A 22,512-nucleotide genomic window follows, 5' to 3' on the forward strand; every position below is an offset into this window, starting at 1 on the left:
AAAAACTCTCCCTCTGCTTCTTCAAAAGCGTCGTGGGGCTCATTAGATATGAAGCGGTTTAGCAAATGTCGCTAAAGCTGCTTCCCGCACTGCTTCCGATAAAGTAGGATGCGCATGACAACAACGCCCAAGATCTTCTGATGAACCACCAAATTCCATTAAAATTGTAATTTCATGGATCATTTCACCAGCACCAAACCCAAGAATATGCCCACCCAAAACCCGATCTGTCTTTTTATCAGCAAGGATTTTAACAAACCCATCACTCTTTTGCATCGCACGTGCACGACCATTAGCCATAAAGGGAAATTTGCCAACATTATACTCAATACCGGCAGCTTTAAGTTCTTCTTCTGTTTTTCCTACACTGGCAATCTCTGGCTGTGTATAAACAACACTAGGAATGACATCAAAATTAACATGTCCCTTTTGACCTGCCAAAATTTCTGCAACAGCAACACCTTCTTCCTCAGCTTTATGCGCTAACATTGGTCCTTTAACGACATCACCAATCGCATAAATTCCTGGAATACTGGTCTGCCAATGCGCATCAATAGCAATAAAGCCGCGTTCATCCAACTGAACACCCGCCTCTCCCAAACCAAGACCTTCTGTATACGGAGAACGTCCAGTAGCAATGAGCACAACATCAGCTTCTAAAGTTTCAGCTTCACCACCTTTGACAACTTCAAAGGTTACTTGAGCGGTTACACCAGATTGCGCAATAGCCGTTACTTTTGCACCAGTCTTATACTCAATACCCTGTTTTTCCATTAATTTTTGAAATTGTCGTGAAACCTCTCCATCCATTGATCCTAAAACTTTATTAAGATATTCAATAACGGTAACTTTAGCCCCTAAACGACTCCAAACCGAACCAAGTTCTGAACCAATAACACCTGCTCCAATAACAATCATACGCGTTGGGACTTTTTCAAGAGAAAGAGCTCCCGTAGAAGATACAACGATCTTTTCATCAATTTCAACATTCACCCCTGGAATGCCTGAGCTCACTGAACCGGTAGCTATAATAATATTCTTTGTTTCAATCGTTTGTTTGTTACCATCTTTAGCAACAACTTCAATTTGATCTGCACCTAAAATTTTAGCTGTACCCAAAAAAGTATCAACTTTATTTTTTTTCATCAAAAAAGAGACGCCACTCGTATTGGCTGTTACAACAGCTTTTTTATGTGCCATCATCTGTTCAAGATTAAGCTTCGATTTTGCAATAAAAATACCAAGAGTTTCAAAACCATGCTGCGTTTCAGCAAACACTTCTGACGCATGCAACAACGCTTTAGAAGGAATACAGCCAACATTGAGACATGTACCTCCTAATGTCGTACGCTTTTCAACAATTGCTGTTTTAAGCCCCAGTTGCGCTGCCTTTATTGCTGCGACATAACCACCTGGTCCCGCTCCAATCACGACCACATCATAAGACATCCGTTTTTCCTTTCATCCTGAAAACTGTACTTTTACAAATCAAGAACAAGGCGTTCCGGATCTTCTAAACTTTCCTTAATACGCACAAGGAAAGTTACTGCTTCCTGCCCATCTACAATACGATGATCATAAGAAAGTGCCAAATACATCATGGGGCGAATCACAACTTGTCCCTCAACAACCATTGCTCGTTCTTTAATCGCATGCATTCCCAAAATACCAGATTGTGGTGCGTTTAAAATTGGCGTCGACATTAACGACCCATAAACCCCTCCATTGGTAATGGTGAAAGTTCCGCCTTGCATATCAGAAACTGCTAATTTTCCATCACGAGCAAGACGCCCCAAACGACCGATCTCTTTTTCAATCTCTGCAAGTGACATCTGATCCGCATCACGAACCACCGGAACGACAAGCCCCTTATCCGTTCCAACAGCAATTCCCGCATTGACATAATTTTTGTAAATAATATCTGTTCCATCAATTTCTGCATTAACAGCAGGAAGCTCTTTTAATGCATGGCAAACAGCCTTGGTAAAAAATCCCATAAAGCCAAGCTTAACACCATGTTTCTTTTCAAAAAGATCTTTATAACGCTTACGCAAATCCATTACTGCAGACATATCAACTTCATTAAATGTGGTTAACATTGCCGCTGTATTCTGTGCATCTTTAAGACGACGCGCAATTGTTTGACGCAGTTTTGTCATACGAACCCGCTCTTCCAGCGCTTCTTGAACTGGAGCGATCGAAGATCTGGATTCAGAGCTAGCTGTAGAAACCGCAGAGCTAAATGCTTTTGTTCCTTGTGCCAACACATTAAGAACATCTTCTTTGAGAACTTGTCCACGTTTTCCAGAACCTGAAACATCACTTTTGGTGATATTATTTTCAGCCATCAATTTTGCTGCTGAAGAAGCAGGAGGCATTGTATCATTTGAAAAAGACGGCTCCACCCCAGAGAGAACCTCCGCAACAGGTGTAGCAGAAGGAGAAGAAGATTGAGAAACACCAGCTACCCCAGCTTCAATTGCCCCTAAAAGCGCATTCACTTCAACAGTATCGCCTTCCTTTGCAATGATTTCAGATAATTTCCCCGAAACAGGCGAAGGAACCTCAACTGTTACCTTATCAGTTTCTAATTCAACCAAGGGTTCATCCATAACAACGGCTTCGCCAAGTTTTTTAAACCATTTACCAATTGTTGCCTCGGTAACCGATTCGCCCAAAGTAGGAACACGGATTTCAGTAGTCATAATATTTTTCCATACATAAGAGTAGTAATAAATTAAGAACCTAACGCGTCTTTAAGAAACGCGGCAAGCTGTTCAGCATGTTGTACCATCAATCCCGTAGCCGGCGATGCACTTGCAGAACGCCCTGCATAACGTGCACGTGAATATCGCGCATTAATATGCGTCAAAACCCATTCTAAATAAGGCTCAATAAATGACCACGCCCCCATGTTCTTTGGTTCTTCTTGGCACCAAATAACTTCTGCCTGCAAAAAGCGCGATAATACATCCACCAAAGCTTTGGCTGGGAAAGGATAAAGCTGTTCAACGCGAATCAAATAAATATCATCAATGCCCCTTTTTTCACGCTCTTCATAAAGGTCATAATAAACCTTACCGGTACAAAGAACAACACGGCGAATTTTACTGTCTTTCTGTAATTTAATAACAGAGGTTTTGAGACATTCTGCATCATCAAGTAATAAACGATGGAAACTTGTTTCTGGTCCCATTTCATTGAGAAAAGAAACCGCTCGTTTATGGCGCAAAAGAGATTTTGGTGTCATCAAAATCAACGGCTTACGGAAATCACGCTTAATTTGCCGACGTAAAATATGAAAATAGTTTGCAGGAGTCGTACAATTAGCAACCTGCATATTATCTTCTGCACAAAGCTGAAGAAAACGTTCTAAACGTGCTGAAGAATGCTCTGGCCCTTGCCCCTCAAAACCATGAGGCAACAAACACACAAGGCCAGACATACGAAGCCACTTACGCTCTGCAGAAGAAATAAACTGATCAAAAATGACCTGTGCTCCATTAGAGAAATCACCAAATTGCGCTTCCCAAAGCGTCAATCCTCGTGGTTCAGCAAGAGAATACCCATATTCAAAACCAAGAACGGCCTCTTCAGAGAGCATAGAATTGACAACCTCATAAAATGCCTGCCCCTTTTGTAAATTATTCAAAGGGATATAACGTGCTTCATTTTCCTGATCGTAAAGAACTGAATGACGTTGTGAAAAAGTTCCACGTTCAACATCCTCACCGGAAAGACGAACTGGTGCTCCTTCTAAACAGAGAGAACCAAAAGCTAAAGCTTCAGCTGTTGCCCAATCAACACCTTCACCACTTTCAAAAATTTTAGCGCGGTTGTTCAAAAAACGCTGTATAGTTTTATGCACATGAAAGTCTGCTGGAATCTCAACAAGTTTCTGACCAATTTCTTTTAAGATTTTTAACTCAACACCCGTCGTTCCATTATACTGCTCCTCAGCATTATTGGAAGCTTTCAGTCCTGTCCAACTCCCATCAAGCCAATCAGCCTTGTTAGGCTTATAAGAAGCACTCGCTTCCAACTCAACTTCAAGTTTATCACGCCATAGATTTTTTTGCTGTTCAATTTCTTCAGCAGCAATCACCCCTTCCGCGATCAACTGATCACCATAAAGTTGAAGAGTTGTTTTATGATTACGGATAGCCTTATACATAAGTGGCTGTGTAAAAGAAGGCTCATCACCTTCATTATGTCCATAACGGCGGTAACAGAACATATCAATCACCACGGGCTTATGGAAAATTTGACGAAACTCCGTCGCTATTTTTGCAACAAAGACAACAGCTTCAGGATCATCACCATTCACATGGAAAATTGGTGCATCAATCATTTTTGCTACATCTGATGGATAAGGCGAAGAACGTGAAAAGCGTGGATCAGTTGTAAATCCAATTTGATTATTAATAATGACGTGCAGGGAACCAGCAACGTTGTAACCTTTAAGACCTGAAAGACCAAAAGTTTCTTGGATAACACCTTGCCCTGCAAAAGCAGCATCACCATGAATAAGCAATGGCAAAATCCTTGAGCGCTCACTTAAGGAGAGTGCGTCAGTGTATGTAGGACCTACAAGTTGATTTTGTTTAGCACGCGCCTTTCCTATAACAACCGGATCAACAATTTCAAGGTGAGATGGATTGGCCACAAGCGATAAATGAATTTTTTTACCATCAAATTCAAGATCAGCCGAAGTTCCTAAATGATATTTTACATCACCAGAACCCTCTACATCATCGGGTTTGTAAGACCCTCCTTTAAATTCATGAAAAATAGCCCGATGTGGTTTCGCAAGAACTTGTGAAAGAACATTTAAACGACCACGGTGTGCCATTCCTAAAACAACTTCCTGCACCCCCAAAGCACTACCGCATTTAATAATCTGTTCAAGAGCAGGAATCAGAGATTCACCACCGTCAAGTCCAAAACGCTTTGTTCCTTTATATTTTGTATCTAAAAACTGCTCAAACCCTTCCGCCTCAATAAGCTTGTTAAGTATAGCTTTCTTGCCTTTCTGTGTAAAAGCAATACGCTTATCTGGTCCTTCAATACGTTCTTGAAGCCATGCTTTTTGAGCAGGATCAGAAATATGCATATATTCCACACCAATCGTTGAACAATAGGTACGATTGAGGATCTCAAGCATTTGTGGAATAATTGCGTATTCTAACCCTAAAACATGATCAATAAAAATTGGACGCTCATAATCAGCAGGAGTAAAACCGTAAGCTTCTGGAGAAAGTTCCTTGTAATCCTCAATTTCTTCCGCCAACTGGAGAGGATCAAGCCGTGCACGAAGATGCCCACGTGCGCGAAAAGCACGAATCATCATGAGCGCATGAACAGAATCACGCGTTGCTTGAATAATATCTTGTTCGCTAGAGGCTTTTCCTTTTTGCGCAGCACCAATTGCTGCTTTTTCCTTTAATTTATCGCCAATACGCTTTTCAAGAATAGACCAATCACCATCGAGAGCAGAAACTAACTCACCATTTGCTTTTAATGGCCAATGATCACGTTGCCAAGTTGCTCCTTCTGCATTTTTTAGAACATCTTCCTTATTATCTTGAAGTGTTTCAAAAAAAGCCCTCCACTGTGAATCTACATTAGTGGGATTTTTTTCATATTCAGCATAAAGTTGATCTATATAGTCCGCATTTCCACCATACAGAAACGACGTTTTTGCAAAAAGACCATTTATTTCGTCCTGCCTTGCCATACACTTCTCCGGAACATCTATTCCGTCTCCTTATATCTCTCTTCGACCTTACAAATGCTTACGAAGCAAACGAGGGTCAGAAAATTCAAAAAAGCCTTACTTTTATACTTAATTCTCATCTGAATAAAGATACACCTTTATTCAGATGAAATTCTTTTTAGCCTTTCAAAACTGATAGCAAAGTCTTGCCTATCTGTGATGGAGAAGGAGAAATCCGTATTCCTGCTGACTCCATTGCAGAAATTTTATCTTCTGCCCCACCTTTGCCACCAGAAATAACAGCACCAGCATGCCCCATTGTGCGTCCCGGAGGCGCTGTACGACCCGCAATAAAACCAACCACCGGCTTTTTACGACCTTTTCTTGCTTCATCTCTGAGAAACTGTGCTGCTTCTTCCTCAGCAGAACCACCAATCTCACCGATCATAACAATAGACTCGGTTTCATCATCCGCTAAAAACATTTCCAACACATCAATAAATTCTGTTCCCTTAACAGGATCACCACCAATACCAATAGCTGTTGTCTGCCCAAGACCTTCAGAACTTGTTTGAAAAACGGCTTCATAAGTTAAAGTTCCCGACCGTGAGACAACCCCGACAGATCCTTTTCTAAAAATAGAACCGGGCATAATACCAATCTTACATTCATCTGGTGTAAGAATACCAGGACAATTAGGACCGATGAGACGTGATTTTGATTCTTCTAATCTCGCCTTTACTCTAATCATATCCATAACAGGAATGCCTTCCGTAATACAGATAATTAAACGGATTTCAGCATCAATAGCTTCTATAATAGCTTCTGCAGCTCCCACAGGAGGAACATAAATAACCGAAGCATCCGCACCTGTCTTTTCTTTTGCCTCAGCAACACTGGCAAAAATAGGAAGAGTTTCACCTTTTGAGCCCTCCCATGTTTCACCACCCTTTTTAGGATTAACGCCCCCAACCATTTGCGTACCATGATAAGCAAGCGCTTGTTCTGTATGAAACGTTCCTGTTTTTCCTGTAAGCCCCTGAACCAGAACTTTTGTATCCTTATTCACAAGAATCGACATTGCTTAAGCTCCCTTTACGGCTGCAACAATTTTTTGAGCAGCATCATCTAAATTGTCAGCGGAAATAACGTTTAAACCACTGTCATTGATAATCGCTTTACCCTGCTCAACATTCGTGCCTTCAAGACGAACAACCAAAGGAACCTTTAAACCAACTTCCCGAACAGCAGCAACCACACCTTCAGCAATAACGTCACAACGCATAATGCCACCAAAAATATTGACCAAAATGCCTTTAACATTTGGATCAGCAGTGATAATTTTAAAAGCAGCAGTCACCTTTTCTTTTGAAGCACCACCACCAACATCGAGGAAATTTGCTGGCTCAGCTCCATAAAGCTTAATGATATCCATTGTTGCCATAGCAAGACCTGCGCCATTGACCATGCAACCAATTGTGCCCTCAAGAGCAACATAAGCAAGATCATGCTTCGATGCTTCGATCTCTTTTGGATCTTCTTCTGAGATATCACGCAATTCCAAAATGTCTGGATGACGGAACAGAGCATTATTATCAAAAGAAACTTTTGCATCAAGAACGCGCAAATGACCATCCTTCATCACAATAAGTGGATTAATTTCAAGAAGACTCATATCTTTTTCACAAAACACCTTATAGAGAATTGGAAAAAGCTTTTCACCATCTTCCCGAGCACTATCTTGCAATTTCAATGCATCACAAAGCCTTGCACAATCGGCAGATATAACCCCCTGCGTAACATCAATGGGTAGAGTTAATATCTTTTCTGGTGTTTCTTCAGCAACAGTTTCAATATCCATTCCCCCTTCCGTTGAAACAACGAACGCAACCCGACCAACTGTACGATCAACCAATAATGAAAGATAAAGCTCCCGTTCGATATCAGCACCATCCTCAATATAAAGACGATTAACCTGCTTACCTTCTGGACCAGTTTGTTTGGTTACTAAAGTTTTACCAAGCATTTCTTGGACATTTGCAACAACCTCATCAACGGATTTTGCAAGTCGAACACCCCCCTTTGCATCATGAGCAAGTTCTTTAAACTTGCCCTTACCACGACCACCAGCATGTATCTGACTTTTAACCACATAGAGTGGCCCAGGCAATTTTTTTGCCCACTTTTCAGCTTGCTCCACAGAATAAACAGCAACACCATTTGCAATTGGTGCACCATATTCATGAAGCAGACGTTTGGCCTGATATTCATGGATATTCATGCATTTGTCCTTTTCTTTTACAAATAACTTTATTATTAACCTCAAACCCTAATATTCTGAATACCCTGTTTTAATGAACAGAGTCTTGCTTAATTTATTTGAGACTAGGCATAGTAGCGATACAAGCTTCACAAAGCTTTTGCACAGCATTCACTGAATGCTCAAAAGCTTTTCTTTCCTCTTTATCGAGATCAATTTCTATGACTCGCTCAACACCACCTGCGCCAAGTACAACGGGAACACCAACATACGTATCATTAACTCCGTATTCTCCTGAAAGATAGGCGGCAACAGGAACAACACGCTTAGTGTCCTTCAAATAGGCTTCAGCCATAGAAACAGCAGATGCTGCTGGTGCATAAAAAGCAGAGCCTGTTTTCAACAAACTGACAATTTCTGCTCCACCATCACGGGTACGCTGGATAATTTGATCAATTTTTTCCTTTGTTGTCCAACCCATCTTCACAAGGTCAGGCAAAGAAATACCACCAACCGTTGAATAACGCACCAAAGGCACCATTGAATCACCGTGCCCTCCTAAAACAAAAGCTGTCACATCTTTAACAGAGACCTTAAATTCCTCAGACAAGAAACGGCGAAACCGTGCCGAATCAAGAATACCAGCCATACCAACTACTTTATGTGTAGGAAGACCAGAAAATTTCTGCAATGCCCATACCATTGCATCAAGGGGGTTGGTAATACAAATAACAAACGCTGAAGACGCATATTCTTTAATCCCAGCACCAACCTGCTCCATCACTTTTAGATTAATGCCTAAAAGATCATCACGACTCATACCAGGTTTTCGTGCTACTCCTGCTGTTACAATAACAACGTCAGCACCTTCAATTGCTTCATAAGCATTAGCTCCCTTTAAACTGATATCAAAACCATCAACAGGAGACGATTCGGCAATATCAAGAGCTTTACCTTGTGGTATACCTTCCGCAATATCAAATAAAACAACATCACCAAGCTCCTTAAGCCCAATAATGTGTGCTAAAGTGCCACCAATCATACCTGAACCAATGAGAGCTATTTTTTTTCGTGCCATTTCTTTATTCCTAATATTAGAAAACACAGCGCACACATATAAGCGCTAGTATACTGAGTATTTTTTTGACCTTAGCCCTATTTTAATAGTGATATAAAAAAGAATATGAAATCCTTCTCCTCATAAAAGCAAAAATTCTCCACATAAACGATTATTAAAAACTTACTATGATGTATCGATAAAATGAATTTAAAAAAAATACAACAGAATTATTACCTTGTATTTGAATTCAAAGAGTTATTGTTTTAACAGTTTACGTAAAGGTAAATTACTTGACTTTTTACTTCTTCAAAAGAAACCGTTCTGCCCAAAGTTTCAAATAATCCTGACTTTGCATTTCAAAAAGACGCGATTGTATTCTTTTAAACTCAAATGTTTCCACAGTTTGCGCACGCCCTTTATATAAATCCTCAAGTAGAGCTGCCGCTGACATAAATAATCTTATGTGGCGCTCATAGAGAGTATCAATAAGCAAAATAAACCGCTTTGTTTCATTACGACACGTATCGTCCATCACCGGTACATTATCGAGAAAAATCGTATGATAACGTTCTCCTAATGCTAAATATTCCGCTGCTGCCAAAGGTTTTGCACACAAATCTTTATAATCAAAACGTGCACAACCCGCTCCAGTGCGTGGAATATAAACTATACGCCCTTTTAGAGAAAATTCATCAGACATTTCCTTCTGTCCTTGCAACACCAATACCCACGCTTGATCCATACATTCATTTGCTTGCACTCCTAACGGCGTTACATACACATGTTGTAGATTTGATTTTTCAAGACGATAATCTGTTTTTGCATCAAGATTGATAACGCAAACATGTGCTTTCAAAACTTGAATAAAAGGCAAAAAAAGCTCTCTGTTTAAGCCGTTATAATAAAGATTATCAGGAGCAACATTTGAAGTCGCAATAAAAAAAACTCCTTTATCAAATAAGGCAGAGACAAGACGTCCTAACACCATAGCATCAGCAATATCTGTTACACCAAATTCATCAAAACAAAGCACTTTAGCTTCTCGTGCAAGATCTTCAGCAACAGCTAAAATAGGATTATCGTGTCTGGCTTTTGTGTGCGTTGATGCACGACGATAAATATTAATGCGCTCATGCACATCAGCCATAAAATCATTAAAATGAGCACGTTTTTTATGCTCCTGTAGCAAGCAAGAAAAGAACAAATCCATCAGCATGGTTTTGCCTCGTCCTACTTCACCATAAATATACATCCCCTGATAAGAACCATCTTCATTACCTCGTTTTGCAACACGAGCAAAGGTTTGTTTTTTTCTTTTAAACAGAGATCCAAATATCAAAGACCGAGAAACGCTTTGCTCCGTAACTTTTTGTAATAAATGATCAAAACGCTCTGCTAAAGCCAATTGAGCAGGATCAAAACTGATTTCTCCTTTGTATACCAGCTCCTTATAGCGCGTTGAAACTAAAATCATCCAAATAACCTTTTTCAACCCGTTCTTGATGAAAATACAAGTTCTCTTCACAAAATTGTGCGCATATCTCTTATTTTTTCATAAATGGCCAAAAACAATCTAGCGGCTTAAAACAACTGGATGATTATCAAGTGTGCGTCCTTCAAAACGATCAACATTGGAAGAATAAAGGGTAACGATAACACGTCCTGAATTATTATAAAAATATAATCTTTTTCCTTTAACAGCCCATGAACTTACCTGAGAAACGATTCCTGGACAGTGTAAAGGGCCAGCGCGGTATCCTTGACCAAATTTTGTCTGTGGCGTTGCAATTCGGCAAACTTTACCACCCATAGAAAGATTCCATACCCCAGCAATACTAGCCGGAAACAAATCAGTAGCATTGCTTGGCAATTCGAGACTAGCCATCCGTCCATCACTCTGGGAATCTCCTTTCTCATACATCGAAGAATCTGCTGCTTCAGATGCTAACGAACGAGAGAAAGATGGATCGGCCATCATTTCTGTCGGCATTTGTTGAAGTGGATAAAAAACTTCTAATCCGTTGCCACTATCGTTACTACCAAACCGCGATGTTGAACACCCTCCTAAAAGCGTTACAGTTGATATTACAACGAAAAACGAAATTTTTGAAAATGACATATCTATACTCTTTCCCATGACAATTAAAGAAGCTTCCTCAGAAATTAATGAACGTTTATTATATGGCATTTTACAAAGATAAATTAATAAATTAAAAAAATAGGGTAAAAATTGCTTATTTCGAACGATAATAATTTTTGCACTAAGTTTTATATTCATTAAACACTGGAAATTTATAAGATTTTCAGACATATATCTCTTGTAGGCAATCACTATAAATAGAGAAATTTCATGAAAACGCCATTCAGCAAAATGAACGGTCTTGGAAATCAAATCATTGTGGCTGATATGCGTGAAAGCACACATGCACTCACACAACAAGCAATTCTTGCTCTATCGGCAGATTCTCAAACACATTTCGATCAAATTATGGCTATTCACAAAACCACAAAAAATGAAGCTGATTTCCGCATCAAAATATGGAATGCTGACGGTTCAATGGCTAAAGCCTGTGGTAACGGTACGCGTTGTGTCATAGCATGGCTCACAGACCATAATTTCGGTGAAACCTTTCGATTAGAAACACCGGCTGGAATTATAGAGGGCAAACGCCAAACCAACAATCTCATCTCTGTCGATATGGGATGCCCAAATTTCAATACAAAAGAGATGCCTGTTTCACGTGAAATAATTGATACCAATCACGTAGAAATTACAGCTGGTCCCTTAAAGGATGCTTGTCTTGTTTCTGTTGGCAATCTCCACGCTATTTTTTTTGTTGAGGGTGATATTCAAGATATTCCATTGGAAAAATATGGACCAGAGCTTGAGTATAATCCCCTTTTTCCAGAACGATGCAATATTTCTATTGCTTGCGTCACGTCAAAGAAAAGCCTAAATTTACGCACATGGGAGCGAGGAGTAGGATTAACACAAGCATGTGGAAGTGCTGCTTGTGCAAGTGCAGTAGCTGCCTATCGACGTGGGCTCACAAAACGCCATATCGACGTAAATTTACCAAAGGGAACACTGGATATTTTTTATCGAGAAGATGATCATATTATCATGACTGGCCCATTCAAATATGAATTTAGTGGTTTTTTAAACCCTGTAACAGGGAGCTATAAAAAGGATCCCGTTTGATGGCAATAGAAATTGTAACATTTGGTTGTCGTCTGAACAGCTATGAATCGGAAATCATACGCAAAGAAAGCACTTCTTCAGGACTAGATCAACTAAAAGATGGTGCGATCATCTTTAATACCTGTGCTGTCACTGCAGAAGCCGTGCGACAAGCAAAACAAGCTATCCGCAAAGCGAGACGTGAAAATCCTCATGCTCGCATTATCGTGACAGGGTGTGCCGCACAAACAGAAGCACAAAATTTTGCTTCTATGACAGAAGTTGATCTCGTTTTAGGCAACGAAGACAAACTCCACGCTCATTCTTATCGTCAATTTCCTGATTTTGGTATCAACCATTCCGAAAAGCTGCGTATCAATAATATCATGGAAGTACAAAAAATCGCCCCACATATGGTAGGTGCAATGGAAGAACGAACACGTGCCTTTGTACAAGTACAAAATGGATGTGATCATCGCTGTACATTTTGCATTATTCCTTACGGGCGCGGACCATCACGCTCAGTCCCAATGGGAGCTGTCATTGAACAAATTAAACAATTGACAGGCAATGGCATTCAAGAAGTGGTTCTTACAGGTGTCGATCTTACAAGTTACGGTCATGATCTCCCTGGAAAAGCCACTCTAGGAAAATTAACTTCAGCAATTTTGCATCACGTTCCTGACTTACCTCGTTTGCGACTGTCATCAATTGATTCTATCGAAGCAGATGAAAAACTTATCAATCTTTTAGCCTATGAAAAGAGAATCATGCCTCATTTGCATTTATCCTTGCAAGCAGGCGATAATATGATTCTAAAAAGAATGAAACGGCGGCATCTGCGCGAACATGCAATTCAATTTTGCCAAGATTTGCGTGCCAAACGTCCTACAATGGTTTATGGAGCCGATTTAATTGCTGGTTTCCCGACTGAAACAGAAGAAATGTTTCAAAACAGTCTTGCTTTGATCAATGAGTGTAATTTAACACATCTCCACGTCTTTCCTTTTAGCCCAAGAGAAGGAACACCAGCCGCACGTATGCCACAAATAAATCGTAAAATAGTTAAGATTCGTGCACAAAGATTGCGCGAAGCGGGTGAGGTGGCTTACCAAAAACATCTTGTTTCCTTACAAAATAGTCAACAAACAATTCTCGTTGAAAAAGATGAAATCGGACGAACAGAAGATTATACCCTTGTACAAATCAAAGGTGCAAAAGCTGGAACAATTGTTCAAGCCCTTATCGTTGATCATGATGGCGATAAATTAATTGCTGTCCTCCCAAAATTGAACGCAGCTTGAGCAGGAGAGCCTTTATGACAAAATCTTTTATCAAAAAAATATTTTCTTTTAACAAATCTAAAGAGCAGGAAATAGGACAAGTTTCTACTCCTTATGAAGTCGATATAGGAGAAGAAAATGAATACAAAAATGAAACCATAAAAAACGATCAATCCTCTTTAGAGAGAGAAAAACAAGAACAAGCAGAAAAACAAAATACCATATCTGTAAACTACGATGAGAAAATTCCGTCTTTTGAACCACATTCTCGCAAAGTAATTGTCACAGATATAATCCGTGAAAAAAAAGTTGAAGAGTCTCCACCTATATCCTCTGTTGAACAGAAAAAAACAGCGTGGTTTGGACGCCTAAAAAAAGGATTAGCTCTTTCTTCACAACGTTTAAGTGAATCAATTGGTGACCTTTTTGTTAAAGGAAAACTTGATGAAGAAACATTACAAGAGCTGGAAGATATTCTTATTCAAGCGGATCTTGGTGTAGAAACAGCTACACACATCACGGAGACTTTAGCTTCCAACCGTTATGAGAAAAATTTATCCCCTGATGACATTCACACTATTGTAGCTGACGAAATCAGAAAAGTATTGGAACCTGTTGCAGTTCCACTAGAACTTGATCTTAGTCATAAGCCTCACGTTATTTTACTGGTAGGTGTAAATGGTACTGGAAAAACGACAACAATTGGAAAGCTTGCAGCCAAACTCACTGCTGGAGGACTGAAAGTTATGCTAGCGGCTGGTGACACATTCCGCGCTGCCGCTATTGAACAACTACATATTTGGGGTGAACGCACAAGATCTCCTGTTATTTCCACAAAACTCGGTGCAGATGCTGCTAGCTTAGCATTTGATGCTTATGAAAAAGCTAAAAAAGCAAACAGTGACGTGTTGATCATTGATACAGCTGGACGCCTACAAAATAAAACTGAATTAATGGACGAATTGGCAAAAATTATTCGTGTCTTAGGTAAACATTCGCCTCAAGCACCCCATACAATCCTTCAAACACTCGATGCAACCACTGGGCAAAATGCGCTCAACCAAGTGGATATTTTCCGCGATATTGCCGGTGTTAATGGTTTAGTCATGACAAAGCTCGATGGTAGCGCACGAGGAGGAATTCTTATTGCCATCGCAGCAAAATACAAATTACCCGTTTATTTTATCGGTATAGGAGAGAATATTGAGGATCTTCAACCTTTTTCTGCTTCTGAATTTGCCGAAACTATTGCAGGAAAACACACATGAAACAATCTCCTTTTAAACTTCGCTCATACAATAATTCCAATTCGGGAAATATGAATAATAACCCAAAAAAGCCCCTTTCACCAACACTTAAGTTTCTCTTGGAAATGGGACCTTTAGTTATCTTTTTCCTTGCCAATTATAAAGGCGAATGGTTGATAAACAATATTGGATTTTTTAAAAATTTTAATAAACCTATTTTTCCTGCAACAGCTATTTTCATGGTAGCAATCATTATTGCACTAAGCTTATCATGGATTCTTGCACGAAAAATCCCCATAATGCCTCTTATCTCGGGAATATTTGTTCTAGTCTTTGGATTTTTAACTCTTTGGCTTCACAATGATACTTTCATCAAAATGAAACCAACAATTATTAATAGCTTATTTGCCATCATTCTTTTTGGTGGAATGTTTTTTAAGAAACCACTTTTGCGTTATGCCTTAGATTCTACTTTAAAACTCGATGACTTAGGTTGGCAAAAACTCACCTATCGTTGGGCATTCTTTTTTGTTTTTCTTGCTCTTTTGAATGAAATTATTTGGCGTAATTTTAGCGATAATTTTTGGACGAGTTTTAAAGTATTTGGTGTTATGCCCTTAACAGTCCTCTTCATGCTTACCCAAATGCCTCTTATCCTTAAACACTCACAAGGACTTTTTACAGAAGGAGACAAATCTGATTCTTAAACATAATACATCTCTAACTATAGATTATTTTGTAGATTTATCGCTGTACACTGCTCATGGGGAAAAGACATGTTAATTGAACAGTTTATCTGTCGAAAAGATAATTTTGGTGTACTCATTCATGATGAAAAAAGCGGCTACACAGCCGCAATTGACGCGCCTGAAAGTGAAGCGATTCATAACGCCTTAAAACGCCGTAACTGGACACTTCAGACCATTTTTGTGACTCATCATCACCACGACCATGTGGAAGCGCTGGAAGAATTAAAACAAGTTTATAAGGCTGTCGTTATTGGACCAGAAGCAGAGAAAAAAAATATTAATCATCTTGACCAAACACTTCAACCTGATGAAAGTTTTTTCTTTGGCACATGCCCGCTTTTGGCTCTTTCAACACCGGGTCACACTTTAGGTGCATTATCCTACTACTTTCCTGAAGAGAATTTACTCTTTGCTGGAGATACACTTTTTTCACTCGGTTGTGGACGACTTTTCGAAGGAACACCTGTACAAATGCTCAATTCATTAAAAAAGCTTCGTCAACTTCCCGATAAAACACTTCTTTATTGTGGTCATGAATACACAAAAAGCAATGCTCTTTTCGCATTAACAATTGATCCACATAATCAAAAACTTCATAAAAGGGTAGAGGATGTTTTTTTATTGCGCGCAAAAAACGCTATGACTTTACCTGTAACCTTAGAGCAAGAAAAAGCCACCAATCCTTTTCTCCGCTGGGATAGTAGTACTTTGCGAAAAGAACTTGCGATGGAAAAAGAGACAGACGAAGAAGTTTTTGCCGAAATCCGAAGAAGAAAGGATAATTTCTAGCCATGTTTAAGTTTGTCTTACGTTTCTTTTCCTTTTTTCTTTCGTAACATATGCTCAAATAACAATGGCAAAGGAAAAAGAAAAAAACAATCAATTCGATTTCCCGCATGTCATTGCAAATCACACCCGAACAGAAGATTTCCTTTTTAAAATAAAACAAATCAGAATCAAAAGTATCCAATACTGAAAAAGCATCTGATATCGAAATTGAATATGACGACAGTATTGAAGGATTAGTAGTTTCTATTTCTAATAAGCCAAAATTAATGAGTATTTTAAGAAAAATAATATCACACCTAAAGATTTCGTTATCGGTTCCCTAGCACTTCAAACAACATTAACAATGCTTTTCGCTTCTTTTGAAGATCTTAAAAAAGGTTTTCTTTTGGTGAAAAAACACACTGTAGTTTCAGCTAATTTGAAATTTGGTAAAAACGTACGATAGAATACTTACTATTTCAAAAAAGTTATGAATAAAATCCCTGCTCTTTTGAACAATTGATTAACTTCGCAAGCGTTTCTTAATTTTGTAAACGCCGACAAATATCATCTAATTGTTCTAATGAAGAATAGTGTATTTTTAAATCACCACCTTTTTTACCATGCCGAATGACAACTTTCATTCCAATGACATCTGCAAGTAATTTTTCTAAAGATTTTGTTTCTGTATCTTTCTGCACGGTAGTTCGTTTTTTGACTTTAGGATTTGCTTGTTCATATGCAAGTATTTCTGCTTGTCGTACTGAGAGACTTTCACGAATAATTTTTTCGGCCAAATCCTGTGGATTATCGACGGTAATAAGACAGCGTGCATGACCAGCAGAGAGTTGTCCATCAGTTAAAAATTGTTGTACCTTTGGTGGAAGTTTCAACAAACGGAGTGTATTTGCAACATGACTTCGACTTTTTCCTATAACTTGTGCTAAATCTGCTTGTGTATATCCATGCTCATTCAGCAAAATTTCATATCCCATTGCTTCTTCAATAGGATTGAGATCAGCACGTTGAACATTTTCAATAATTGCTAATTCCAAAGCCGTTTTATCATCTACATCGCGAACAATGACCGGTAATTGACTTAAATTGGCGCGTTGTGCAGCACGCCACCGTCGTTCACCAGCAATTAATTCAAACCGATGAGGATGATCACGCGAAGTCCTTACAATAACAGGTTGAACTACTCCATGCTGACGAATTGATTGTGCTAAATTATCAAGTTCTGAATCAGTAAAATGACGCCGCGGATTGTGTGGATTACACGAGATAGATTCAAGAGGCACAAATCGCTCATAAACAGGAGAAACTGTATTGGATTCTGTCAATTCGTCAGCATTCGATGTGCGTACGAGATTGTTATTTAAGTTAATATCCCCAATCAACGCTGCTAACCCACGTCCCAGTCTTTTTTTTGATTGATCATCATACATAGTTTTGCTCTTCAAATTTTCTTACAAAAATTGTTTTTTACATTTTTAAGCAGCAGCGCGTGCTTGTTTTTCACGTTGGATCACTTCCGATGCCAAACGCAAATAAGCTTGGCTCCCAGCACATTTGAGATCATAAAGCAATACTGGCTTACCAAAAGAGGGGGCTTCTGATACCCGCACATTTCGTGGAATAACAGTACGATAAACTTTATCTCCCATAAAAGAGCGTACATCTTCAACAACTTGATTTGAAAGATTATTACGTCCATCATACATCGTTAGAACGATACCTTGAATTTCTAAAGATGGATTAAGTACGGATCTTACTTGCTTTACTGTTTCAAGCAATTGGCTCAAACCCTCAAGTGCTAAAAATTCACATTGCATAGGAACTAAAACAGAATCCGCAGCTCCCATAGCATTGAGTGTTAAAAGGTTAAGTGACGGTGGACAATCAATTAAAATATAACTGAATTTTTTTTCCATTTTAGGGTCATCATAGAGAGCTTTACGTAAACGTTGAATGCGATCTTTTGATGAAGAAATCTCCATTTCTACGCCTAAAAGATCAAGAGTAGAGGGAACAATATGAAGATTGGGTACAGCTGTTTTTAAAGCTGCTTTTGTGACTGAAATTCCTGAAACCAAAACATCATAAGAGGATAAAGGACGGCTATTACGATCAATTCCCAATCCTGTACTAGCATTACCTTGTGGATCAACATCCATAATAAGAACATTTTCCCCAATGGCTGCTAAAGCTGTTGCAAGATTAATCGCTGTGGTTGTTTTTCCGACCCCACCCTTTTGGTTTGCAATAGCGATAATCCGTGTTTCGCTCATTTTGCTTTACCCTCTACATGATCGAATATGAGAAATTTCTAAAATAATAGAACTTTCATCAATTTTACTCTTATGTTTTAGCAGATCAAACTGCCAATTGGCAGAGGCATTTTTTATTTCTGTAGAGTAATCCCGACCTTTTTGCAAAAGAGCTATTGTTTTTTTTGAGAATAAAGGAAAAATAAGTTGTAAAAGAGCGTCAAGTGAAGCCAATCCTCGCGCGGTTATAACTTCTGGTTTCTCTATTTTTTTGTACACATCCTCAATTCTACAGTGGTAAACTTTTGCTGGAAGATTAAGTTGAGCAATGACCATTCGTAAAAAAGCTACCTTTTTACCATTACTTTCAACGAGATCAATATGTCCTGCTTTTTTTTCTTTCAGAAAAATAGCAATAACAATTGCAGGAAATCCGCCGCCTGATCCAAGATCACACCAGTGTAGAAAATTGCTATGTAAAGGATATATTTGAGCTGAATCTAAAATATGGCGTATCCAGAGAACTGGTATTGTTGTAGAAGAGATTAAATTAATATGCTTGTTCCATTGAATTATCAAAGTTTCAAATCGTATTAAATTCTCCATCGTTTCACGTGAAACAGAAGGAATAATATTTAAGAGTGCTTGATATTTTTGTTCTGTAGAAATATCCATTAAACCAATTGAGCCTTTTCACGTCGTTGGCGTTGAATATACGTAATAATAAGAGATAATGCCGCGGGTGTCATACCATCAATTTTTTGAGCATCTGCAATTGAACGTGGTGATATTTCTCTAATTTTTGTTTTTAACTCATTTGAAAGACCTGAAATTGCCTGAATATCAAGAGAAGAAGGAATTTCTAAACGTTCATCTCGCTGAAGAGCAGCAATATCTTGTGCTTGCTTTTCTAGATAAACTGCATACTGCGCTTCAATTTCTAAAGATTCAACAGTTTTAGAATCTATTGATTGTAATTGTGGCCAAAGATGTGAAAGACGCTCTATAGTCATATGAGGATAAGCAAGCAGATCATAAGCAGAACGCCGAATTCCATCGTGATTTACTTGTAATCCACGAGAAGAAGCTTCATTAGGCGTTAAAAAAAGTTCTTGGCATATTGATCGTGCATGATCAAGACGTTGTTGTTTTTTCTGATAATAATCCCAACGTATTTGGCTCACAATACCCCATTGTTGTGCTAAAGGTGTTAAACGCGCATCAGCGTTATCAGACCGCAAAGACAAACGAAATTCAGCACGTGATGTAAACATTCGATAAGGCTCACAAACCCCACGTGAAATTAAATCATCTATCATAACACCAATATAGGCCGTAGAACGACTTATAAGAATTTCATCTAATCCAGAAACTTTCCGTGCAGCATTTAATCCAGCTAAAAGTCCTTGTGCTGCAGCTTCCTCATATCCTGTTGTACCATTAATTTGTCCAGCTAAAAACAATCCTGGTAAAGAACGCAATTCTAAAGTTTTAGTCAGTTGTTGTGGATTAACAAAGTCATATTCAATAGCATAACCAGGTTGTAAAACTTTAACATTTTCTAACCCTTCAATTGTTTTCAATAAAGAAATTTGGACATCTTCAGGAAGAGAAGTAGAAAGGCCATTTGGATAAATAGTATCATCATTTAATCCTTCTGGTTCTAGAAATATCTGATGTCCATCACGTTCCCCAAATTTAATAATTTTATCTTCAACTGAAGGACAATAACGTGGTCCTAATCCCTCAATATTTCCAGAATATAAAGCAGATCGATGAATATTTTTACGAATAATTTGATGTGTTTGCACATTCGTACGTGTTATTGCACATTCAATTTGTGGCTGCTCAATTTTTTCTGTTAAGAGAGAAAAGGGAACTGGATATTCATCAGCTTGTTGTTTGGGAAGACACTCCCAACAAATTGTTTTTTTACTAAGACGAGCTGGAGTTCCTGTTTTTAATCTTCCAAGATTTATATTATAATTTTTTAAGCGTTCAGCAAGTTTTACACTTGACTGTTCTCCCATCCGTCCAGCAGCCCACCTCTTATCACCAATATGAATAAGCCCATTTAAAAATGTCCCTGTTGTTAAAACAACAGCACCAGAAAAAAGTGTTCCCTGTTTTTTTAAAATAACACCTGAAACATAATTATCTTTCACTATCAGATCTACTACTTCATCTTCAAGTAGAATGAGATTATCTTGTTCTTGTAAAATTCTTTGAATTGCTTCCTTATAGAGTTGTCTATCAGCTTGTGTACGCAGTCCTCTTACTGCTGGTCCTTTTCGTCGATTAAGTAGTCTAAATTGAATCCCAGCAGCATCTGCTGCTCTCCCCATGAGACCATCCAAAGCATCTATTTCACGAACCAGATGTCCTTTTCCAAGCCCACCGATAGCAGGATTACAAGACATTGTTCCTATTGCTGATATTTTATGTGTAACGAGTGCGGTCCGTGCTCCAACACGTGCCGAAGCTGAAGCAGCTTCACAGCCTGCATGACCACCTCCAACAACAACAACATCATATAATTGCATTTATTTCATTCCATAAAGAACCTATTCTCAAGTTTCACGTGAAACAAGATGTAAAATACACTATCTTTTAAATCTGTCTATGAAATAATCAATGTTTCACGTGAATCATTATTTACCAACGCAAAATTCTGAAAAAATAATATCAAGCAAATCTTCAACATCTATATCTCCCGTAATTTTTCCAAGAAAATCACTTGCACGGCGAAGATGTTCTGCACGTAAACTTAAATCAAGAGTATGATTATTTATGGAAAATTCTATTTCTTTAACAGCATCTTTTAATAACTGAAGTTGCCTCTTACGTGCTGGAACAAGATTTCCAATTTCGGAAGCACGGCGTGAACAAAATAACTCAAGTTCTTTAATAAAAAAATCAAAATTTAAACCAGTTATTGCAGAAAACTGTATAAACCAATGGTTTTCATTTTTTTCATAAAGATCAAGCTTATTACCAACACGCCATATTTCAGCTGATGTTTTTGGTAATTCAATCTCCTTTGGATTTAGCATATCATAAACTAAAATGACTAAATCAGCATCCTTAACATGCTGCTTTGCAATTTCTATTCCTAATTGCTCAATTTTGTTTTCTGTTTTCCTAAAACCAGCAGTATCCGTCACAAGAACCGGTAAACCACCAAAAACAAGTCTTATTTCCAAAGCATCACGAGTTGTTCCTTCTTCTTCTGTCACAATAGCGACAGATCTTCCAGCCAAACGATTCATAATACTTGATTTTCCAGAATTTGGAGCACCAGCAATGACAATTTTTAATCCATCACGTAAAATACTAGCACGTTCCCCTTCATCAATATGTTTGAGAAGAGAAGTACAGAGTTTTTTCATATCTTTCCAAACTTTATCAGATATTGAATTTGGAACATCATCTTCATCAGAAAAATCAAGATCCGCTTCTATAAAAGCACGTGCTTTTATAAGCTTATGACGCCAATCACTATAAAGTGTAGTTAAACGTCCACTTGTACCCATAATTGCTAAACGTCGCTGACTTTCCGTTTCTGCTTCTATTAAATCAGCAAGACCTTCTGCTTGTACAAGATCTAATTTTCCCTCTATAAATGCACGACGTGAAAATTCACCTGCCTCTGCAATACGACATCCAGTAAATGTGGATAACTCATCGAGAAAACGATTAACAACTGCTTTTCCTCCATGTAAATGAAACTCTGCACAGTCCTCCCCCGTAAAGCTGTGAGGAGCAGGAAAAAAAACAGTTAAAGCAGAATCTAAAAAACTACCATCACGAGCAATAAGATTTCCATAATGCATGAATCGCGCTTTTGGTAAGCAACCACAAAGCGTTTTAACTACATTTACAACATGGGGACCAGAAAGCCGAATGACTGCAACCCCTGAAGGCAACAATCCACTTGAAACAGCAAAGATTGTATCCACAGGATGTATCCCAATCAAA

Annotated in this window: 18 protein-coding genes; 5 read left to right on the forward strand and 13 right to left on the reverse strand. The window is 38.5% G+C overall.

Annotation, left to right across the window (positions count from 1 at the left end; translation table 11 throughout):
- Positions 1 to 42 precede the first annotated feature (42 nt).
- From lpdA to GQO39_RS01150, 8 genes are all read right to left on the reverse strand, one after another.
- Positions 43 to 1,449, reverse strand: coding sequence for a dihydrolipoyl dehydrogenase (gene lpdA, locus GQO39_RS01115; protein ID WP_156850586.1), 1,407 nt, complete (start codon positions 1,447 to 1,449; stop codon positions 43 to 45).
- Between the two features lie 32 nt (positions 1,450 to 1,481).
- Positions 1,482 to 2,705, reverse strand: a complete 1,224-nt coding sequence (gene odhB / locus GQO39_RS01120; RefSeq protein ID WP_156850587.1) for a 2-oxoglutarate dehydrogenase complex dihydrolipoyllysine-residue succinyltransferase — start codon at positions 2,703 to 2,705, stop codon at positions 1,482 to 1,484.
- A gap of 32 nt (positions 2,706 to 2,737) precedes the next feature.
- The gene (locus GQO39_RS01125) at positions 2,738 to 5,737 is read right to left on the reverse strand and encodes a 2-oxoglutarate dehydrogenase E1 component (RefSeq protein WP_156850588.1); all 3,000 of its coding nucleotides are present in this window, start codon (positions 5,735 to 5,737) and stop codon (positions 2,738 to 2,740) included.
- Positions 5,738 to 5,894: 157 nt separating this feature from the next.
- Positions 5,895 to 6,797, reverse strand: a complete 903-nt coding sequence (gene sucD, locus GQO39_RS01130) for a succinate--CoA ligase subunit alpha (RefSeq protein ID WP_156850589.1) — start codon at positions 6,795 to 6,797, stop codon at positions 5,895 to 5,897.
- A gap of 3 nt (positions 6,798 to 6,800) precedes the next feature.
- Complete coding sequence (sucC, locus tag GQO39_RS01135; RefSeq protein WP_156850590.1) at positions 6,801 to 7,997, reverse strand: ADP-forming succinate--CoA ligase subunit beta; 1,197 nt, start codon at positions 7,995 to 7,997, stop codon at positions 6,801 to 6,803.
- Between the two features lie 94 nt (positions 7,998 to 8,091).
- Positions 8,092 to 9,054: a malate dehydrogenase gene (gene mdh / locus GQO39_RS01140; protein ID WP_156850591.1), complete on the reverse strand. Its 963-nt coding sequence runs from the start codon at positions 9,052 to 9,054 to the stop codon at positions 8,092 to 8,094.
- Positions 9,055 to 9,334: 280 nt separating this feature from the next.
- A complete protein-coding gene (gene zapE, locus GQO39_RS01145) occupies positions 9,335 to 10,510 on the reverse strand; it encodes a cell division protein ZapE (protein ID WP_156850592.1) in 1,176 nt (391 codons plus the stop codon).
- Between the two features lie 99 nt (positions 10,511 to 10,609).
- Positions 10,610 to 11,155 carry an AprI/Inh family metalloprotease inhibitor gene (locus tag GQO39_RS01150; protein ID WP_156850593.1) on the reverse strand — a complete coding sequence of 182 codons (546 nt, stop codon included), beginning with the start codon at positions 11,153 to 11,155 and terminating at the stop codon, positions 10,610 to 10,612.
- 231 nt (positions 11,156 to 11,386) lie between these two features.
- On the opposite strand from GQO39_RS01150, the gene dapF reads away from it, so the two are divergent.
- The 5 genes from dapF to gloB all read left to right on the forward strand — a co-directional run bounded on the left by dapF (position 11,387) and on the right by gloB (position 16,285).
- Positions 11,387 to 12,238, forward strand: a complete 852-nt coding sequence (gene dapF / locus GQO39_RS01155; RefSeq protein ID WP_156850594.1) for a diaminopimelate epimerase — start codon at positions 11,387 to 11,389, stop codon at positions 12,236 to 12,238.
- Positions 12,238 to 13,521 (forward strand): tRNA (N(6)-L-threonylcarbamoyladenosine(37)-C(2))-methylthiotransferase MtaB, encoded by a 1,284-nt coding sequence (gene mtaB, locus GQO39_RS01160; RefSeq protein ID WP_156850595.1) that lies wholly within the window; start codon positions 12,238 to 12,240, stop codon positions 13,519 to 13,521. The genes dapF and mtaB overlap by 1 nt, the downstream gene beginning before the upstream one ends.
- A 14-nt stretch (positions 13,522 to 13,535) precedes the next feature.
- Complete coding sequence (gene ftsY / locus GQO39_RS01165; protein ID WP_156850596.1) at positions 13,536 to 14,768, forward strand: signal recognition particle-docking protein FtsY; 1,233 nt, start codon at positions 13,536 to 13,538, stop codon at positions 14,766 to 14,768.
- The gene (locus tag GQO39_RS01170; protein ID WP_156850597.1) at positions 14,765 to 15,454 is read left to right on the forward strand and encodes a septation protein A; all 690 of its coding nucleotides are present in this window, start codon (positions 14,765 to 14,767) and stop codon (positions 15,452 to 15,454) included. Before ftsY ends, GQO39_RS01170 begins: the two co-directional genes overlap by 4 nt.
- A 69-nt stretch (positions 15,455 to 15,523) precedes the next feature.
- Positions 15,524 to 16,285 (forward strand): hydroxyacylglutathione hydrolase, encoded by a 762-nt coding sequence (gene gloB, locus GQO39_RS01175; protein WP_156850598.1) that lies wholly within the window; start codon positions 15,524 to 15,526, stop codon positions 16,283 to 16,285.
- Positions 16,286 to 16,806: 521 nt separating this feature from the next.
- Here the strand turns inward: gloB and GQO39_RS01180 are convergent.
- From GQO39_RS01180 to mnmE, 5 genes are all read right to left on the reverse strand, one after another.
- Positions 16,807 to 17,712, reverse strand: coding sequence for a ParB/RepB/Spo0J family partition protein (locus tag GQO39_RS01180; protein WP_156850599.1), 906 nt, complete (start codon positions 17,710 to 17,712; stop codon positions 16,807 to 16,809).
- 45 nt (positions 17,713 to 17,757) lie between these two features.
- Complete coding sequence (locus GQO39_RS01185; RefSeq protein WP_156850600.1) at positions 17,758 to 18,555, reverse strand: ParA family protein; 798 nt, start codon at positions 18,553 to 18,555, stop codon at positions 17,758 to 17,760.
- Positions 18,556 to 18,561: 6 nt separating this feature from the next.
- Positions 18,562 to 19,209: a 16S rRNA (guanine(527)-N(7))-methyltransferase RsmG gene (rsmG, locus tag GQO39_RS01190; protein ID WP_156850601.1), complete on the reverse strand. Its 648-nt coding sequence runs from the start codon at positions 19,207 to 19,209 to the stop codon at positions 18,562 to 18,564.
- Positions 19,209 to 21,077, reverse strand: coding sequence for a tRNA uridine-5-carboxymethylaminomethyl(34) synthesis enzyme MnmG (gene mnmG, locus GQO39_RS01195; RefSeq protein WP_156850602.1), 1,869 nt, complete (start codon positions 21,075 to 21,077; stop codon positions 19,209 to 19,211). The genes rsmG and mnmG overlap by 1 nt, the downstream gene beginning before the upstream one ends.
- Positions 21,078 to 21,185: 108 nt before the next feature.
- The gene (mnmE, locus tag GQO39_RS01200; protein ID WP_156850603.1) at positions 21,186 to 22,493 is read right to left on the reverse strand and encodes a tRNA uridine-5-carboxymethylaminomethyl(34) synthesis GTPase MnmE; all 1,308 of its coding nucleotides are present in this window, start codon (positions 22,491 to 22,493) and stop codon (positions 21,186 to 21,188) included.
- Positions 22,494 to 22,512 lie beyond the last annotated feature (19 nt).

The sequence above is a fragment of the Bartonella refiksaydamii genome (assembly GCF_902652675.1).
GTDB classification, from domain to species: domain Bacteria; phylum Pseudomonadota; class Alphaproteobacteria; order Rhizobiales; family Rhizobiaceae; genus Bartonella; species Bartonella refiksaydamii.

Excerpts from the sequence above, each read along its gene's own strand:
- odhB (WP_156850587.1), bottom strand. The coding sequence starts at position 2,705 with ATGACTACTGAAATCCGTGTTCCTACTTTGGGCGAATCGGTTACCGAG.
- GQO39_RS01180 (WP_156850599.1), bottom strand. The coding sequence starts at position 17,712 with ATGTATGATGATCAATCAAAAAAAAGACTGGGACGTGGGTTAGCAGCG.
- GQO39_RS01185 (WP_156850600.1), bottom strand. The coding sequence starts at position 18,555 with ATGAGCGAAACACGGATTATCGCTATTGCAAACCAAAAGGGTGGGGTC.
- lpdA (WP_156850586.1), bottom strand. The coding sequence starts at position 1,449 with ATGTCTTATGATGTGGTCGTGATTGGAGCGGGACCAGGTGGTTATGTC.
- zapE (WP_156850592.1), bottom strand. The coding sequence starts at position 10,510 with ATGATTTTAGTTTCAACGCGCTATAAGGAGCTGGTATACAAAGGAGAA.
- sucC (WP_156850590.1), bottom strand. The coding sequence starts at position 7,997 with ATGAATATCCATGAATATCAGGCCAAACGTCTGCTTCATGAATATGGT.
- dapF (WP_156850594.1), top strand. The coding sequence starts at position 11,387 with ATGAAAACGCCATTCAGCAAAATGAACGGTCTTGGAAATCAAATCATT.
- mdh (WP_156850591.1), bottom strand. The coding sequence starts at position 9,054 with ATGGCACGAAAAAAAATAGCTCTCATTGGTTCAGGTATGATTGGTGGC.
- gloB (WP_156850598.1), top strand. The coding sequence starts at position 15,524 with ATGTTAATTGAACAGTTTATCTGTCGAAAAGATAATTTTGGTGTACTC.
- GQO39_RS01150 (WP_156850593.1), bottom strand. The coding sequence starts at position 11,155 with ATGTCATTTTCAAAAATTTCGTTTTTCGTTGTAATATCAACTGTAACG.
- sucD (WP_156850589.1), bottom strand. The coding sequence starts at position 6,797 with ATGTCGATTCTTGTGAATAAGGATACAAAAGTTCTGGTTCAGGGGCTT.
- GQO39_RS01125 (WP_156850588.1), bottom strand. The coding sequence starts at position 5,737 with ATGGCAAGGCAGGACGAAATAAATGGTCTTTTTGCAAAAACGTCGTTT.
- GQO39_RS01170 (WP_156850597.1), top strand. The coding sequence starts at position 14,765 with ATGAAACAATCTCCTTTTAAACTTCGCTCATACAATAATTCCAATTCG.
- mnmG (WP_156850602.1), bottom strand. The coding sequence starts at position 21,077 with ATGCAATTATATGATGTTGTTGTTGTTGGAGGTGGTCATGCAGGCTGT.
- ftsY (WP_156850596.1), top strand. The coding sequence starts at position 13,536 with ATGACAAAATCTTTTATCAAAAAAATATTTTCTTTTAACAAATCTAAA.
- rsmG (WP_156850601.1), bottom strand. The coding sequence starts at position 19,209 with ATGGATATTTCTACAGAACAAAAATATCAAGCACTCTTAAATATTATT.
- mtaB (WP_156850595.1), top strand. The coding sequence starts at position 12,238 with ATGGCAATAGAAATTGTAACATTTGGTTGTCGTCTGAACAGCTATGAA.